This window comes from Bacillus sp. DB-2 (assembly GCF_003315125.1).
Taxonomy (GTDB): Bacteria; Bacillota; Bacilli; order Bacillales; family Bacillaceae_G; genus Bacillus_A; species Bacillus_A mycoides.
Genome location: NZ_QNRN01000006.1, coordinates 191,141 through 204,997, shown reverse-complemented (window position 1 = coordinate 204,997; position 13,857 = coordinate 191,141). Strand labels below are relative to the sequence as shown.

Genomic DNA, 13,857 nt, shown 5'->3' with positions numbered 1-13,857 from the left:
TTTTATTATTTAGTCAAATTTTTCACTGCTTCTTTTAAAAATACTGTTTTACTCCAAGCAGTACCACCTTGTGCAATAGGATCTACAGTATTTACAAATACTTTCTTCTCTTTTACAGCATTTACACTTTGCCAAATTGGATTACTTTCTATTTCTTCTAGCACTTTCGGTTTATTATTTTCACTTGCTTCATATTGTAAAAATACGTAATCTGGATTTATTTGAGCCAGTTGTTCTAAAGAGAGTTTCTCTTGCGCTTTTACATTTTTAAGTTGTTCTGGAGCAGTTAATCCAAGGTCTTTATAAATTACAGGGTTGAAGTATACTCCTTCTGGATAAACGAATAATGTATTAGCTCTTAATCTTATTACAAGTACCTTTTTATCTTTTAACTTATCTCCAATTTTTGCTTTCGCTTTTTCAGCGTCTGCTTTATAATCCTTAATAATTTTTTCTGCTTTGTCTTTTTTACCAGATAGTTCTCCCATTAATTTTAAGTTTTCTTCCCAATCTGTAGAAACATGTGATATTGGGATTGTTGGAGCTACCTTCGTAAATTTCTCAGCCGCTTCTGCTGGGAATTTCGTACTTGATGTAATAACATCAGGTTTTAATTGAAGTAATGTTTCAAAGTTGGGTTCCATTTTCTCACCGACAGATTTCGCACCTTCTAAATCTTTTGCAACGTTCCCTGGTAATTTCCCACCAACCGTAATTGCACCTACCGGTTTAATTCCAAGTACTGCCGCATCTTCCATTGACTCTAAACTAGCTGTCGCAATTTTATCTACTTTTGCTGGTACTGTATATTCTTTACCTAAATATGTAATCTTTCGCTTTTCGTCTTTTTTCGTTTCCGTAGCCTTTGTCTGTTGTTTTTGTTCCCCAGAAGTTTTGTCTGCACTATTACATGCTGCTAAACCAACACTTAAAACTGTAACCATCCCTAATGTAAATAACTTCTTGTTCATCTTTATATATCTCCTCTCGAAATCTTCAAATATATTATTTCAACAATGAAACTTAATTATATGAAACATAATCCTCATCTATATTTCACATCATTAATAAATCTACGTAAAATGGAGAGCCATTCTCGTTCACTTCCCCTAGTATTAAATTCTTTACAACCCTCATCCCACGATAATCACTAACAGTGATAATGATTATCGTTATTAAGTATATATTTAATATCAGATTATTTCAAGAATGATTTGAAAAATTTTAACAAACTGAACAAAAAAGAAGTATCTCCTTTTTTCAGGAAGATACTTCTTTTTTTAGAAATCTATATGTAATTCAACTGGACAATGGTCCGATCCCATCACTTCACTATTAATTTTCGCATCGGTAATTTTATGTTTTAGCCTTTCAGAAATCACAAAGTAGTCTAAACGCCAACCGATATTTTTCGCTCTTGCACCCATACGATATGACCACCATGAGTACGCTCCTTCTTGATCAGGATAAAGATAGCGATACGTATCAATGAATCCCGCCTCTAAAACACATGTGAATTTCTCTCTTTCTTCATCGGAAAAACCAGGATTTTTCCGATTACTTTTCGGATTTTTTAAATCGATTTCTTTATGAGAAACGTTTAAATCACCGCAAAAAACAACTGGTTTCTTCTCATCTAACCGCTTAATATACGCCCTGAAATCATCTTCCCATTCCATTCTGTAATCTAAACGTTCTAATCCTCGTTTAGAATTTGGTGTATACAGCGTTATCATATAAAAATCATCAAATTCTAACGTAATAACTCGTCCTTCTTGATCATGCTCTTCAATCCCTAAACCATATGTAACAGAAATCGGTTCTTTTTTCGTGAAAATAGCCGTTCCTGAGTAGCCTTTTTTCACAGCATAATTCCAATATGTATAATATCCCTCGGGATTTAAATCAATTTGTCCACTTTGTAATTTAATTTCCTGTAAACAAAATATATCTGCATTAGATTCTTCTAGATATTCTAGAAATCCACCTTTTGCAATAACTGCTCGCAAACCATTTACATTCCATGAAATCAACTTCATCTATGTTCCTCCTCTTGATGTGCATTTTCAATTTTCATGCTAACACAAAATAGATACCCTATCATAGTTTCATCTTTGTAATCTTGCTCTTACATTCGTAAATACGTACATACGTACTTTATTCAGGTTATACTAATGCCAGAGGTGATGTTCTGTGCATAATGAAGAGTTCACAGTAACAAATGAGTATTGGCAAGCAATTATTCATAATGACTCCACATATGATGACAAATTCTTTTACGCTGTAAAATCAACCGGTATTTTTTGCCGACCATCATGTAAATCGAGAATGCCGAATAAAAACAATGTACGTATTTTTCTTAAGGCAGAGCAAGCATTACATGAAAATTTTCGTCCGTGTAAACGTTGTAAACCAAACGGGCTAACTTTACCTAATGAAGAATGGGTAGAGCAAATTAAAGAATATATCCAAAAACATTATTGTGACGTGTTAACCCTCGACTTACTCGCAGAAATATGCCATGGTAGCCCTTATCATCTACAACGCACTTTCAAGAAAATTGTAGGGATTAGTCCAATAGAATATATACAGCAATTCAGAATTAAAAAAGCGACAGAATACCTTTCACATACAAATCAATCCATTATGGAAATTAGTACTGATGTCGGGATAGAAAATCCGGAGTATTTCGCGACTTTATTTAAAAAGAAGACAGGATTTACCCCTACTGAATATCGAAAAAAGAACGGAATAAAAGAGGTATGAAATAATGAAACCATATGAAAATAAAACTATATATTGGACATTGCTTATTCATAAACATTGGCGTATGCATATTGCAGCTACTTCAAATGGATTATGCTTCATCGGATCGCAAAATGAAACTTTTGAAGAACTAAATACGTGGGCTAGCAAAAAACTGCCACAACATACATTCATCCAAAATCCAGATCATCTGCAAACATATACAAAAGAACTTATCGAGTATTTGGAAACCAAACTAGAAACCTTTACAATTCCTATCGATGTTTACGGAACTGCATTTCAATTAGCTGTTTGGAATACAGTACGTGAAATTCCTTATGGGGAGGCACATTCTTATTCAGAGATTGCGGAAAGAATTCAAAAACCTAACGCTGTACGTGCAGTTGGGACTGCCGTTGGGGCAAATCCTCTGCTTATCACTATTCCTTGTCACCGCGTTATTGGGAAAAATGGTAAACTTACCGGTTTTAGAGGTGGTTTAGAAATGAAAAAAGAATTGCTCAAATTAGAAGCGCTTCGGGAGGAGTAAATATGACAGAGGGCTGTAATGAAATATTGTCTTTAGTCGTTCCAAAAGAATTTAGTTTTCAAGAAAACTTACGCTATCTATCACGTTCTAAAAATGAATGTATGTTTCATATTGAAAACAATAAAATCTATAAAGTCATTCCTGTTCAAAACATAAATCCATTAGTTGAAATTGGTTTGAATGCCGATAGTAATATTCAAATACGTTTTTTAGGAGAATCATATGTCTCTGAAAAATGGGCACACGATGCCGTATCTAACTATGTAAAAGAGTGGTTTGATTTAACTACTGATTTAGCTCCCTTCTATAAATTAGCTAAACACGACCCACTCCTTCAAAAACCCATTAAAGAATTTTACGGTCTTCGTACTTTGGGAATTCCGGATTTATTTGAAGCACTATGCTGGGGGATTCTAGGTCAACAAATCAACCTCACATATGCCTATACTCTAAAAAGAAGATTAGTCGAAAATTTTGGCGATTATGTAGATTGGAACGATAGAAAACATTGGATATTCCCCTCACCTGAAGTAATAGCAAATCTACGTGTAGAAGATCTCGCAATGTTAAAAATGACTACAAGAAAGTGCGAATACTTAATTGACGTCGCGCAGCTCATTACAGAAGGTAAATTATCAAAAGAATCTCTATTACAAATACAAGATGTGAAGCAAGCTGAAAAACAATTAACTAGCATTCGCGGTATAGGGCCATGGACAGCTCACTATGTTTTGATGCGTTGTTTACGATTCCCTTCAGCTTTTCCAATTGATGATGTTGGTTTGCATAATGCAATTAAATTTATAACAGGTTCCGAAAAGAAACCGACTAAAAATGAAATAAAAGAATTTGCAGTAAATTGGATACATTGGGAGTCTTACGCGACTTTTTATTTGTGGCGTGTTCTATATTAAAAAAAAGCATTTTTAAGTGCTTTTTTTTAATATATTTTCAGGTGATATTTCATCATCGCTTTTTGTATAATAGTTTTCATCATGATATGGTAAAGATAAGTGTTCTAACTTCTCATCGTCTTCTACACACATGACTTTTAAAGTATATCCTTCGAAATCAACTGGAAAGAAAACTTCTTCACTTTGATTTTCATTTATTGCCAAATCAATCATATCCCTTAATTGCTCTAACCCTTCTTTATTTCCAATAATAATAGCTTGATCATGCCACATTTGTTGTCCATATATATGACAGACCTTATAATCTTTGAAATTCATAAATGTTCTCCTATCTACTTTTTCACATGCAAAAACTTCACACATACCGGTTCTGGCGCACTTATTCCATCCTGTAAGAGCACTAATTTCCCCGTTAATTCATTTCTAGAGAATAAAGTCAATGTATTAGATTTTTCATTCGCAGCAATTAAAAATCTTTCTGTCGGATCTAAAGAAAAGTCCCGTGGCCAATCTCCTTCTGTCGATACTGTTTCAATAAAAGTTAGCTCTCCATTATGCTCATTTACTCGAAAAACTGCGATACTATTATGCCCTCTATTTGCTGCGTAAACAAATTTGCCATCTGAAGAGATATAAATTGCACTTCCATAACTTTCTTCACTATAATCTTCAGGTAATGTAGAGATATATTGTTTTTCTTTAAAACTACCACTATGTGCATCATATTGCAGTACAATAATCTCTGAACTTAGTTCCGTCATAACGTATGCAAGATGTTTATTGGGATGGAATACAAGATGTCTCGGACCGCTACCAGGTTTAACAGATAAACAAGCAGCTTCCATTAATCCTCCGTCACTTTCTTTATATGTAATCACCTTGTCTATTCCTAAATCAACTGCTACTACATATTTTTCATCAGGAGTAAAATTCGCATAATGAGCATGCGCCTTTTCTTGTCTTTCCTTATTCAGTCCTGAACCTTTATGTTCTACAATTGTCGTAGCAGTATTTATACTTCCACTACCCTTTTTCACTATATAAGATTCAACTGTTCCTTTATGATAATTCGCTGCTACTACTATACTATTCTCCCGATTCACACTTACATAGCACGGCGATACCCCTTCTAAAACTTGCATGTTAATCGAATTTAGATTACCGGATTTATTATGAATGGAAAAACTAGCAATTCCACCTAACCCATTATCTTTCGCAACAGAATAAAGGTACTCGTTGTTATGACTAATCGTTACATATGTCGGACTTCCTATATGAGCTGCTAATTCAATCCCTTTAAGTTCTCCGATGTTCGTATCAAGTATAAATTTATAAATCCCCTTACTCTCTGCTTTGGTATATGTCCCTATATAACCATGAAACTGATTTTCACTCATAACATTTCCCCCTTTTACAAACGTCTTGTAACAAGTTTCACTTTGTATTTTTTACTATAGAAAAGAACCAAGTAGCACTTCATTACTACTTGGTTCTCTTTTTAAGCTTGTTCTTCAAATCGTCTTGCAATTTCTACAATTACTTGAACAGCTTTTTCCATAGTATCTACCGAAACATACTCAAATTTACCGTGATAGTTTTCACCACCAGTGAAAATATTTGGCGTTGGTAATCCCATATACGATAATTGTGATCCATCTGTTCCACCACGAATTGGATGGATGTTCGGTTCGATATTTAAACTTTTCATCGCTTCATATGCAATATCAACAATTTCTCGCACTGGTTCAATTTTTTCAAGCATGTTATAGTACTGATCATTCATCTCTAAAACAATCGCATTTTCACCGTACTTCTCTTGCATGTTTTTCACAATATCTTTAATGTTATTTTTACGCGCTTCAAAATGAGTACGATCAAAATCTCGAATAATATAGTAAGCCTTACTTTGCTCGACGTCACCATTTAAAGAGAGTAGATGATAGAAACCTTCATACCCTTCAGTATATTCTGGCGCCTCTTCTACTGGCAACTGTCTATCGAATTCCATAGCAAGTTTACTTGCGTTACGCATTTTGTTTTTCGCTGTTCCAGGATGTGTATTTGTCCCTTTAAAAGTTAATTTAGCGCTTGCAGCGTTAAAACTCTCATATTCTAAACCACCTAATGGACCTCCGTCCATCGTATAAGCAAACGATGCACCAAACGCTTCTACATCAAAATGCGCTGGTCCACGACCAATTTCTTCATCCGGTGTAAATGCTACTCTTATTTTCCCATGCTTAATTTGCGGATTATGTATTAAATAGTTCATTGCTACCATGATTTCTGTAAGACCAGCTTTATCATCTGCTCCAAGAAGTGTTGTACCATCAGTTGTAATAATTGTATGTCCTTTATATGATGGTAATTCCGGGAACTGTTCAGGTGTTAACACAACATTTAATTCTTCATTTAACGTAATCGCATTACCATCAAAATTTTCATGAATTTGTGGGTTTACGTTTTTCCCTGTAAAATCTGTTGCTGTGTCTAAATGCGCTAAAAAGCCGATTACAGGAACATCTTTATCTGTATTTGCAGGTAATGTTGCCATTACGTAACCATTATCATCCATCGTCACTTCTGATAATCCAATCTCTTTTAACTCTTCCACTAATAACTTACCAAATTCAATTTGTCCAGGTGTTGTTGGTACTGTATGACTTTCTTCATTTGATTGGGTATCAATTTTTACATATCTCGTAAATCTTTCAATAAGTTCTTGTTTCAAGTTCTTTCACTCCCTTTTCTGTTTCTTTCTCCATTATAATCCTTAAAACGAAATATTTTAACTTTTTTGACTGTGAAAATATATATCCATTTACATTTTTAATAAATCATAAAAAGACATAATATTTGTACATTTAAATTCAAACATGTAATATACATCATTATATATTGGGAGGTTTTAAAGATGAGGCTAACTCTCTTTCGCTATTTTCTTTTTTTCCTAGGATTAATTTTTTTTGGACTTGGAAATGCTCTCGCAGTCAAAGTTAAATTCCTCGGTTTACACCCTTGGGAAGTATTAAATATGGCTCTCTATGAACGATTCGGATGGACACTTGGTACTTGGAGTGTCATATGTGGGTTATGCCTCGTTCTTATCTCTTTATTAGTAGATCCAAAATATATAAACGTGGGTACATTTTTAAATGCACTACTTATCGGTCCTATTATGGACTTTTTCTTACGATCAAACATCCTTCCAAACGCTAGTGATTATTTATGGATAAACTTACTCATTTTATTTTCTGGTATTGCAATTACAGGAATTGGGGGAGGGATGTATGTTGCGGCTGGGATTGGTGCTGGACCTCGCGATGGATTCATGCTTACTATTTCTGACAAAACTGGGTTATCTATTAGTCGTGCTCGAATCATTGTAGAATGCTTTGTACTAGTTATTGGATATATGCTAGGAGGTCCTGTTTTCATCGTAACTTTTCTATACACTTTTATTCAAAGTCCAATCTTTCAGCAATCATTTAAGATATTTCAAACACTCTTACATACTTTACATAGCAAAAACAAAGAGCAAATTAATGAAAATATATAAAACATAACTTAATAACAATTACTCTTTTCATTAACTTTCTTACAAATAATTCACCCTATTTACGATTCCCACCGCAAATAGGGTGTTTCTTTTTTCATCCGATAATATATATTTAATTAAACATCAAGAGCATATACTACTCATTCACAATAAAAGTATATACATCATTATAAATACAACCATTTACTCTAATAACATACTTACCCGGTTTATTGAACTGAACTGTATAATTACTTAATTGTACCGCTTCTTTATCTCCTGAAAGAATATCAATACTTCTACCACTCAATATATAAGATTCACTTTGATTCATCGCTACATTAATAGTATTGAACTTCTCCTCTTTCGCTTGTGGTGTTTCTGCAGCGCTTACACTTGGTTCTAAAAAAAGTAATCCACTTAATCCAATTGAACCCGCTAGAGCTACTCCTGCAAATTTTTTCATTTTTTTCATCACAATGACCTCCTTATAATTTTAGTGTAAAGGCGATGTCCCCCCTTACACCACAAAGCCTATATGTTAAGAAATGAAAAGTAAACGTGTACAGTAAGACAAAATTCTACATTTTTTTCTCCTATTGAATATAAATCCAGCGTTTGGAGTTTTGTCACATTTAAAATTGTTTCCCTAAACCAATTTTCCAATAAATTATTCAAAATCTGAATAATTACTTATTAATTTAACATTCTAAAAATAGTTGATAAAAACTATTTCTCTTCAAAAAAAGAGTGTGTTTTAAAAGTAATTTTTAAAACACACTCCATATAATCCATTTCATTTCTCTCTCCATAATCTCTCTACATTTATTAATTGCTCGTCTTTAAATTCCAGCTTATATACGTCTGGCTTTGATGTATTCATTAAAAATTCAAGCCCATATTGGTTATCAAAATAGTTCATCATCAATGTCATTACAAGCCCATGTGTACCAACTACAATTTTATGTCCTTGAAAATCTATTAATATTTCTTTTAATATTTTCACTACTCTTCTCTGACAATCCACATACGACTCTCCTCCAGTTAGTGTGAAATCTGGATTAGAGAACATCTTCTTTACGAGTGGATACACTTCCTTATCTGATATAATCTTATCCTCACTTAAAAATCTACACTCTTTGAGATTTTCATATACTACTATTTCTTTTTCATGGGAATTAGCTAACTTTTCTATTGTTAACATTGCCCTCTTATACGGACTTGAAATGAAAGTATCAATCCCCTCTGTTTTTAATATCTCAGTTACTTTATGGGCATCTAAAGTTCCCTTCTCAGTTAATCCACGTGTTCTTTCATCTCCTTCTAATTTTGGTGATTCACCATGCCTAACCATATAGATATATGTATTCATAATTCCTCCTTGAAAATATTTATAAGTTAATTACTTACTTTAATCTTTTCCGTATCAAAACTTGAATACAATCAAAATATTAATTTATTCTTTTTTTATGAACTTTGCTGAGCAGTTCGTCTAACCCACTCCAAAACTAAACTCTCAAATAATTCAGGCTGTTCAATTTGTAAATTATGTCCCGCCATATCTAATACCGCTAATGTTGCTCTTGGATAATCTTCAATGATTCCTACAATATCTTGATAACCTACCGATATATCTTGTCTTCCAGCTAATAAAAGAACAGGTTTCTCATATTTTTTATGCTGGAAGTCCAAAGTAAGAGAGTAATTCTTTTGTAATCTTTCAATAAACCCATCATTAGCAATATCTAGCCCAGGCTTAATTTCTTCTTTGAAACGCTTATATGTATACTCATTCGCAACCACTGCTAATTCACAAAATTCTTCCCTTTCGGTTGAAGTAAGCGCGTTTAAAAATTCTTCATCTCTTACAATTACCTGTTTATCTGGAAGAAGCCTTTTTTCTCGTTGCGCTACAACAACAGGACATACTAACAATAATCCATTAACTCTATCAAACATCTTTGAAAGTATCCCGCTAGCTAAATATCCCCCGTAAGACTCTCCTACTAGTAAAAAATCTTTAGTTGGGATGATTTTCTCAATAAATGCAGTTAACAGTTCTAATATACAATCTGAACTATTTATCCAATCTGGGGCATTCGATTTCCCCATTCCAGGTAAATCAATATAAATTCGTTGATATCCTACAGACTTCTGAAACACTGTTTCCATACATTTCTTCATTAATCTATGGTCAGGAGAACACCCATGTATGATAAGTACTGGCTTTCCTTCTCCAATGATTTCATAGTATACTTCTGCATCCCTAATCCGGCATATCATAAAAAAACCTCCCTATTTTTATATTCACCTTTAAAAACAACCCGCTCAAACTCAAAAGAATACACGTTCTCATTTTACATCTTTTCAGAACTTAATTTCAAATCTTAATTTTCAGATTACAAATACAAAAAGCTTCCCTATGAGTGTATCTCCTCCAAGGAAACTTTTTTATATTTTCTTATACTCTATCAAAATTCGAAATTTCTCTAGCCTCATTCTTCTATTTGCATCAATACAATTCTCCAACCATCTGGGTCCTCAATAGTAATCCCCTTTTCTTTCCAATATGGATTTTCTGGTTCTACTTCATCGTATCCCATTGCATGCAGCCTTTTACTCACTTTTTCTATTTCATTATATTCTCTTATATAAAACACAAGTAAATTATCTTTTGTTGGGGCTGGACATGGGCTTCCATCTATATGTCTTGTAAATTCTAAATGATATTCTTCATCCGGTAGACCAAACATGACTCCATCATAACCATCATGATCATAAAACTCACCTATACGTTTTAAACCTAATCCTTCTTCATAGAATGCAATAACCTCTTCAAATTTATCAGTTGGACGTGCTATTCTAAACTTCACCCATTTCATCGTGATTTTCCCTCCATATTAAAAATCAATTACTGTATTACATATTATTGTATATAATCAACACGTTTCTTTAATCCCTCATTAGTATGAGAATAGGTACATACAAAGGTCTTACTTAATACACTTTAATAACGAAAAACTCCCCTCATCTAGAGAGAAGTTCCCATCACTTTATATGCAATTTTACATCTCCGCTTGCAAATCACTAAAAAACCTTTAAAATCTAAAGGATGACTAAATATACAAATTTCCTCTGTATTCCTTATAAACTAAAAATTATTGAACTCAATACTTTTTCAATTTTTAGAAGTATTACATTCTTCATTTTTTCTTATAATCATGCTTTTTATAAGGAAATCTGATACAATCCTTAAGTAATATTAATACGTATAGATATTACGAATATAGTTCATACTTAAAGAAGGTGATTTTATTGAAAATAAATAAAAATTTACAACTATGTATATTAATTACAACACTAATATGCTATTCAATCTATTTTATGTTTTTCTTTCTGTTCCCTACTCATTTTTCAAATTTCAATGTACGCTTTGCTTCACTCATCGTTGAAGTCATTACATTTATATCGCTAATATACTCTATATACTCTAAAAAAGTTAGTTCAAATCCTTTTTGGATATGTATTACAATTGCAATTGGTAGTTTTTTATTAGGAAAAGTAGTATATACGTATCAAGATACCTTTTTCGAACTTCCAATACATCATTTTACTATTTCTGATGTATTTTACATGTTTTTTCTATTCTTCTGCCTTATCGCTTTTTGCTATAAGATTTTAAAAGAATGCAATAAATGGGAAAAAGCTTTCTTTATTTGTGATATATGTATAGTACTTACTTCCATATTCACATTAGAATGGTATTTATTTAATCAGCCAAATTTAAATATATTCTCACTTTCACTCGCAGATATTTTCCTTTCATTTCTATATCCAATTGCAGATCTATTATTTCTTCTACTAGGTGTTAGTCTCTTTTTCCGCCCAACAATTTTTAAGTCCAAGCGGAAAATTTATATCTTTATTTTTGTATTAATTAGTTCTGCAACTTTTAACTATATTTATTTTTACTTAAATACCCATTTATCAACTGACACTATAACATTTTTACGTCTTTTATATAGAATACCTATATTGCTTATCGCAATAGCTGGGTCTATTTCAGAAGATGATAATAGCGATAAAAATTATTTCATTGTAAACCCTATACTAGGAAAGAAAGTTTTAGTCGTATTTCCCTATCTTGCTGTTGCAATACTAATCGGGTTTACGTTAAAAGAACAAACATCATCTTCAACTCTCATTACAGGAAATTGTATCGCTTTTGTTTTCGTACTTATTCGCCATTCTATTGTGCGTATGCAAAACGACACCCTAACAAAACGTTTACAAGTATTTAATGCTCAACTAGAAGAAAAAGTTACTTTAAGAACTTCTGATTTAGTCCATAAATCAGAGGCCCTATCTCAGAAACAACAAAAATTCAAATCATTATATGAATATCATCCTGATCCCATTTTTACGATTGATTTAAATGGAATATTCTTAAATGTAAATAAAGCAGGAAGCATACTACTTGGAGCACCAACGAACGAGTTACTTGGTGAGACATGTTTTTCTATTATTTTAGATGCAGATAAACATAAACTGATATCTGCATTAGAAAAAGTTAAACAACAAGAATCAGCATCCTTACAACTTAGTTCTCAATATAAAGATGGCTTTACTTATTTTTTATACGTTACCATCGTTCCTATTATAATAGATGGACAAATTTCAGGAAGCTATATTATGGTAAAGGATATTACCGCACTAAAAAAACAACAAGAAGAAATAAAATATTTAGCATTCCACGATATTGTAACGAAAATTGGGAATCGATCCTTTTTCCATAGGAAGTTAAGAAAATTTATAAAAAATGCTCAAACAACACAAAGTGAGTTTGCATTATTATATTTAGATTTAGATCGCTTTAAAGTAATTAACGATACACTTGGACATTCGTCAGGTGATTACATATTAGAAGAAGTAGCAAAACGTTTCCAATCATGTCTTCCATTACATACTCATCTGTCCAGAATCGGCGGTGATGAGTTTACAATCTTAATTGAAAACTATACTGACGAAGATTCCTTATTCGAGTTATGTAACCAATTATTTAAAAGTATGGAACAGCCGTTTGTTATACATGAGCATACATTAACTTTATCACTTAGTATCGGCATCTCAATTTATCCACATTCCGGAATCGATACCTCTACACTTCTAAAAAACGCTAATGTTGCAATGTATGATGCAAAGGCAAAAGAGCTTAACTCTGTCTCTATTTATGACGATGTAATCGCTAAAAAAATCGAAAGACGATTACGATTAGAAAAAGATTTACCAAACGCAATACAAAATGAAGAATTGTTCCTTTTGTATCAACCTCAAGTTGATAGTGAATCTAATAAAATTATCGGTGCAGAAGCTTTAATCAGGTGGAATCATCCTGAATTAGGTGTTATTTCTCCATACGAGTTTATTCCGATTGCAGAGGAAACACTACAAATTATTCCAATAGGAAAATGGACATTACAGCAGGCTTGTGAGCAAATGAAACGTTGGCACGCACTCGGATATTCGCATTTAAAAATAGGGGTAAATTTATCTGCTAAAGAATTTGAACAAGAAGGCTTTGTAAAATCTATTTCTTCTACTTTAGCAACTACAGGCTTACCAGCAAGTTCCCTTGATCTAGAATTAACAGAACGAATTGCAATGATGGATGAGAGAGAAACATTGATAAAACTGCGTACACTAAAAAGTTTAGGGATTCACATTTCAATCGACGACTTTGGTACAGGCTATTCTTCCCTAGCCTACTTACCTTTATATCCCATCGATACGTTAAAAATCCCGAGAGAATTTCTTACAATGTCTGAAACGTGTGAAGATGGAATGGAAATCATTAAAACGATCATCACATTAGCACATACATTAGGAATGTCTGTCATTGCTGAAGGTGTAGAAACGAAAGAACACGTAAATTTCCTTCAAAAAAATAAATGTCAGTTTATTCAAGGTTACTATTACAGTAAACCTATTCATACTAATGCATTTACTGAGCTATTAGAAATCGGTATTCACCAATAGTACATAGCTAATCGGTATAAGTAATAATGAATTTGAGCAACTATAGTAAAAAGGAAAGAAGATACCTTCTTTCC

The 13,857-nt window shown here is 32.7% G+C and carries 14 protein-coding genes; 5 read left to right on the top strand and 9 right to left on the bottom strand.

The features are described 5' to 3' along the window. Positions 1-5: 5 nt before the first annotated feature. A complete protein-coding gene (locus DET63_RS12465) occupies positions 6-971 on the bottom strand; it encodes an iron-hydroxamate ABC transporter substrate-binding protein (protein ID WP_002087985.1) in 966 nt (321 codons plus the stop codon). A gap of 309 nt (positions 972-1,280) precedes the next feature. Next, the gene (locus tag DET63_RS12460; protein ID WP_113936877.1) at positions 1,281-2,039 is read right to left on the bottom strand and encodes an exodeoxyribonuclease III; all 759 of its coding nucleotides are present in this window, start codon (positions 2,037-2,039) and stop codon (positions 1,281-1,283) included. A 154-nt stretch (positions 2,040-2,193) separates the two neighbouring features. Here DET63_RS12460 and DET63_RS12455 point away from each other — a divergent pair, with 154 nt between their 5' ends. From DET63_RS12455 to DET63_RS12445, 3 genes are read left to right on the top strand one after another with little or no spacing between them, the layout of a single operon-like run. Beyond that, positions 2,194-2,766, top strand: coding sequence for a bifunctional transcriptional activator/DNA repair enzyme AdaA (locus DET63_RS12455; protein ID WP_113936876.1), 573 nt, complete (start codon positions 2,194-2,196; stop codon positions 2,764-2,766). A 4-nt stretch (positions 2,767-2,770) separates the two neighbouring features. Continuing rightward, positions 2,771-3,295, top strand: a complete 525-nt coding sequence (locus DET63_RS12450) for a methylated-DNA--[protein]-cysteine S-methyltransferase (RefSeq protein ID WP_113936875.1) — start codon at positions 2,771-2,773, stop codon at positions 3,293-3,295. Positions 3,296-3,297: 2 nt separating this feature from the next. Then, positions 3,298-4,209, top strand: coding sequence for a DNA-3-methyladenine glycosylase 2 (locus DET63_RS12445; protein WP_113936874.1), 912 nt, complete (start codon positions 3,298-3,300; stop codon positions 4,207-4,209). A 12-nt stretch (positions 4,210-4,221) separates the two neighbouring features. Here DET63_RS12445 and DET63_RS12440 read toward each other — a convergent pair whose 3' ends face one another. The 3 genes from DET63_RS12440 to pepT all read right to left on the bottom strand — a co-directional run bounded on the left by DET63_RS12440 (position 4,222) and on the right by pepT (position 6,940). Further along, positions 4,222-4,527 carry a hypothetical protein gene (locus tag DET63_RS12440; protein ID WP_016362105.1) on the bottom strand — a complete coding sequence of 102 codons (306 nt, stop codon included), beginning with the start codon at positions 4,525-4,527 and terminating at the stop codon, positions 4,222-4,224. A gap of 14 nt (positions 4,528-4,541) precedes the next feature. Further along, positions 4,542-5,606, bottom strand: coding sequence for a lactonase family protein (locus tag DET63_RS12435; protein WP_113936873.1), 1,065 nt, complete (start codon positions 5,604-5,606; stop codon positions 4,542-4,544). 101 nt (positions 5,607-5,707) lie between these two features. Then, the gene (pepT, locus tag DET63_RS12430) at positions 5,708-6,940 is read right to left on the bottom strand and encodes a peptidase T (RefSeq protein ID WP_113936872.1); all 1,233 of its coding nucleotides are present in this window, start codon (positions 6,938-6,940) and stop codon (positions 5,708-5,710) included. A 183-nt stretch (positions 6,941-7,123) separates the two neighbouring features. On the opposite strand from pepT, the gene DET63_RS12425 reads away from it, so the two are divergent. Beyond that, complete coding sequence (locus tag DET63_RS12425) at positions 7,124-7,768, top strand: YczE/YyaS/YitT family protein (protein ID WP_113936871.1); 645 nt, start codon at positions 7,124-7,126, stop codon at positions 7,766-7,768. A 136-nt stretch (positions 7,769-7,904) separates the two neighbouring features. On the opposite strand, the gene DET63_RS12420 is transcribed toward DET63_RS12425, so the two are convergent. The 4 genes from DET63_RS12420 to DET63_RS12405 all read right to left on the bottom strand — a co-directional run bounded on the left by DET63_RS12420 (position 7,905) and on the right by DET63_RS12405 (position 10,629). Then, entirely contained in the window at positions 7,905-8,222 is a 318-nt protein-coding gene (locus tag DET63_RS12420; RefSeq protein WP_113936870.1) for a hypothetical protein, read from the bottom strand. A gap of 321 nt (positions 8,223-8,543) precedes the next feature. Then, the gene (locus DET63_RS12415; protein WP_113936869.1) at positions 8,544-9,119 is read right to left on the bottom strand and encodes a histidine phosphatase family protein; all 576 of its coding nucleotides are present in this window, start codon (positions 9,117-9,119) and stop codon (positions 8,544-8,546) included. A 95-nt stretch (positions 9,120-9,214) separates the two neighbouring features. Beyond that, entirely contained in the window at positions 9,215-10,030 is an 816-nt protein-coding gene (locus DET63_RS12410) for an alpha/beta fold hydrolase (protein WP_113936868.1), read from the bottom strand. Positions 10,031-10,242: 212 nt separating this feature from the next. Next, positions 10,243-10,629 (bottom strand): VOC family protein, encoded by a 387-nt coding sequence (locus DET63_RS12405; protein ID WP_113936867.1) that lies wholly within the window; start codon positions 10,627-10,629, stop codon positions 10,243-10,245. A 433-nt stretch (positions 10,630-11,062) separates the two neighbouring features. Here DET63_RS12405 and DET63_RS12400 point away from each other — a divergent pair, with 433 nt between their 5' ends. After that, positions 11,063-13,783 (top strand): putative bifunctional diguanylate cyclase/phosphodiesterase, encoded by a 2,721-nt coding sequence (locus tag DET63_RS12400; RefSeq protein WP_113936866.1) that lies wholly within the window; start codon positions 11,063-11,065, stop codon positions 13,781-13,783. The last annotated feature ends 74 nt before the right edge of the window (positions 13,784-13,857 follow it).

Bases quoted from the DNA above. Each gene is read 5' to 3' on its own strand.
- DET63_RS12465 (WP_002087985.1), bottom strand. From the start codon at position 971: ATGAACAAGAAGTTATTTACATTAGGGATGGTTACAGTTTTAAGTGTT.
- DET63_RS12460 (WP_113936877.1), bottom strand. From the start codon at position 2,039: ATGAAGTTGATTTCATGGAATGTAAATGGTTTGCGAGCAGTTATTGCA.
- DET63_RS12450 (WP_113936875.1), top strand. From the start codon at position 2,771: ATGAAACCATATGAAAATAAAACTATATATTGGACATTGCTTATTCAT.
- DET63_RS12445 (WP_113936874.1), top strand. From the start codon at position 3,298: ATGACAGAGGGCTGTAATGAAATATTGTCTTTAGTCGTTCCAAAAGAA.
- DET63_RS12440 (WP_016362105.1), bottom strand. From the start codon at position 4,527: ATGAATTTCAAAGATTATAAGGTCTGTCATATATATGGACAACAAATG.
- DET63_RS12435 (WP_113936873.1), bottom strand. From the start codon at position 5,606: ATGAGTGAAAATCAGTTTCATGGTTATATAGGGACATATACCAAAGCA.
- DET63_RS12425 (WP_113936871.1), top strand. From the start codon at position 7,124: ATGAGGCTAACTCTCTTTCGCTATTTTCTTTTTTTCCTAGGATTAATT.
- DET63_RS12420 (WP_113936870.1), bottom strand. From the start codon at position 8,222: ATGAAAAAAATGAAAAAATTTGCAGGAGTAGCTCTAGCGGGTTCAATT.
- DET63_RS12415 (WP_113936869.1), bottom strand. From the start codon at position 9,119: ATGAATACATATATCTATATGGTTAGGCATGGTGAATCACCAAAATTA.
- DET63_RS12410 (WP_113936868.1), bottom strand. From the start codon at position 10,030: ATGATATGCCGGATTAGGGATGCAGAAGTATACTATGAAATCATTGGA.
- DET63_RS12405 (WP_113936867.1), bottom strand. From the start codon at position 10,629: ATGAAATGGGTGAAGTTTAGAATAGCACGTCCAACTGATAAATTTGAA.